Origin of the sequence: Streptomyces sp. MnatMP-M17 (assembly GCF_900091995.1) — a bacterium.
In the GTDB taxonomy this organism is placed as follows: Bacteria; Actinomycetota; Actinomycetes; order Streptomycetales; family Streptomycetaceae; genus Streptomyces.
Genome location: NZ_FMDK01000290.1, coordinates 1 through 2,727, shown reverse-complemented (window position 1 = coordinate 2,727; position 2,727 = coordinate 1). Strand labels below are relative to the sequence as shown.

The window sequence follows — 2,727 nt, the reverse complement described above, 5'->3', positions numbered from 1 at the left end:
GCGCCGTGGTGCCGCGGCCCGTCCTCGTGAGCTGGACGCCAAGATCGAGCAGCGCAACCGCGACCGGTACGCGGAGCGGCCCTCGGTCAAGACGCCCAGGACGTCTCCCGGCGCCGAGCAGGAGGGCGAGCGCCTCCAGAAGGTCCTGGCCCGCGCGGGCATGGGCTCGCGCCGCGCCTGCGAGGAGCTGATCGAGCAGGCGCGTGTCGAGGTCAACGGCGAGGTCGTCGTGGAGCAGGGCATGCGCGTCGATCCGGAGAAGGACGAGATCAAGGTCGACGGGCTGACCGTCGCGACCCAGTCGTACCTCTTCTTCGCGCTGAACAAGCCGGCCGGTGTCGTCTCCACGATGGAGGATCCGGACGGGCGCCAGTCCCTCGGCGACTATGTCACCAACCGTGAGACCAGGCTCTTCCATGTCGGCCGGCTCGACACGGAGACCGAGGGCATCATCCTGCTCACCAACCACGGTGAGCTGGCGCACCGGCTGACGCATCCCAAGTACGGCGTCAAGAAGATCTATCTGGCCGCGATCCAGGGCCCGCTGCCGCGCGATCTGGGCAAGCGGCTCAAGGACGGCATCCAGTTGGAGGACGGCTACGCCAAGGCCGACCACTTCCGTGTCGTAGAGAACACCGGCAAGAACTATCTGGTGGAGGTCACTCTCCACGAGGGCCGCAAGCACATCGTCCGGCGGATGCTCGCCGAGGCCGGGTTCCCGGTGGAGCGGCTCGTACGGACGTCCTTCGGGCCGATCCCGCTGGGCGACCAGAAGTCCGGCTGGCTGCGCCGGCTCACCAACACCGAGGTCGGCATGCTGATGAAGGAAGTCGGCCTGTAGCCGGAGCGGCCGGCGGACGAAGCCGTCGGTCGGAAGACCCCGGCCGGCCGGATGAACCCGGTCGATCCGAAGAAAAGCCCGTGGCCGCCAGGCCGCGGGCTTTTTCCCTTGTCGGGCACGCCTGTTCGCCTTTATAGTCAGTATGACCATTAAGGAGGCGGGTGTGAGTCTCGCGGACATCCTCGATCCCTTGCAGCGTCCGCTGCTGACCGTCCTGGACACGCCGGTGAGCTGGACCGAGGTCCTCGGCTTCGGCAGCGGCGCGCTCTGTGTGTGGCTCGTGGCCCGCCAGCACCTCGCCAACTGGCCCATAGGAATCGCCAACAACGTCTTCTTCATCCTGCTGTTCACCCAGGCGGGCCTGTACGCCGACGCGGGGCTACAGGTCGTCTTCATCACCCTCGCCGCGTACGGCTGGTGGACCTGGACCCACGGGGGTGGACCAGGCTCGTCCCTGCCGGTGCGGCGCACGACCCGTACCGAATGGAGCCGGCTTCTCACGGCGGGGGTGGTGGGGACACTCGGACTGACGCTGCTCCTCGGCCGGGCCACGGACTCCACCGTGCCCTTCTGGGACGCCCTGACCACGGCGCTCTCCCTGATGGCGACGTACGGGCAGTGCCGCAAGCGGCTGGAGTCGTGGTGGCTGTGGATCGCGGCGGACCTCGTCTACATCCCGCTCTACGCGCACAAGGACCTCTATCTGACCTCGCTGCTCTATCTCGGCTTCCTCGCTCTGTGCGTGGCCGGGCTGCGCAACTGGTCCAGGGACCTTGCCGGTGAGCCGTCGCGACGGGTGGAGGCGACCGCCATATGAGCGCGCCCGCGGCCGGCTGCGGAGGAAGCGCCTTCGAACACGGCCTGGTGCTCGGCAAGTTCTATCCGCCGCACGCCGGCCACCACCATCTCGTACGGACCGCGCGGGACCGCTGTGCGCGGCTGACCGTGCTGGTCTGCGCCTCCTCGGTGGAGTCCGTACCGCTGGCCGACCGTGTCCGCTGGATGCGTGAGGTCCATCCGGAAGCGGATGTACGGGTGGTGGGCGCGGTCGACGACATCCCGGTGGACCTGCACGACTCCGGCGTCTGGGACGCGCACATGGCCGTCTTCCGTGCGGCTGTGCCCGAGCGGGTGGACGCGGTCTTCACCTCGGAACCGTACGGTCCGGAGCTGGCGCGGCGGTTCGGCGCCGAGTCCGTCCTGGTCGACCTGGACCGTACGGTCTTCCCGGTCTCCGGCACCGCCGTACGCGAGGATCCGGTCGGCTGCTGGGACTTCCTCGCGCCGCCCGTACGCGCGGCCCTCACCCGGCGCGTCGTGGTGCTCGGCGCCGAGTCCACCGGCACCACCACGCTGGCACTGGCACTGGCCGAGCACTACCGGCGGCGCGGCGGAGTGTGGGCGCGGACCGGGTATGTACCGGAGTACGGGCGGGAGTTCAGCGAAGACAAGCTGGCCGCGCTGCGCGCCCGGTGGCCTTCGGCGCGCTGGGAGGACGTCGAGTTCACCACGGACGAGTTCCCGCTGATCGCCGAGCGGCAGAACGCGCTGGAGGAGGCGGCGGCGCGGGCCGGATCTCCCGTGCTCTTCTGCGACACGGACTCCTTCGCCACCACCGTCTGGCACGAACGGTATGTGGGCGGACGCGGTGCCCAGGCCGCAGAGATCGCAGCGATCGCTGAGCTGAACGACCATCACCTCTGGCTGCTCACCGACCACGAGGGCGTCGCCTTCGAGGACGACGGACTGCGCGACGGCGAGGAGCTGCGGCCCTGGATGACGGGCCGGTTCGGCGCGGAACTCGCCCGTACCGGACGGCAGTTCATCCGGGTGAGCGGATCGCGCGAGGAGCGGCTCGCCGTCGCGGTGGCCGCCGTCGACGCGCT

3 protein-coding genes are annotated in these 2,727 nt (G+C 69.6%); all 3 read left to right on the top strand.

The annotated features are described in order from the left end of the window. Positions 1 to 841: pseudouridine synthase (locus GA0115259_RS13760; protein WP_093595869.1), on the top strand; the 841-nt coding region annotated here is incomplete at its 5' end. Positions 842 to 1,004: 163 nt separating this feature from the next. Next, the gene (pnuC, locus tag GA0115259_RS13755; RefSeq protein ID WP_093595866.1) at positions 1,005 to 1,658 is read left to right on the top strand and encodes a nicotinamide riboside transporter PnuC; all 654 of its coding nucleotides are present in this window, start codon (positions 1,005 to 1,007) and stop codon (positions 1,656 to 1,658) included. Continuing rightward, positions 1,655 to 2,727, top strand: a 1,073-nt coding sequence (locus GA0115259_RS13750; RefSeq protein WP_107469182.1) for an AAA family ATPase, incomplete at its 3' end; no start/stop codon positions are given. The genes pnuC and GA0115259_RS13750, both read left to right, overlap by 4 nt.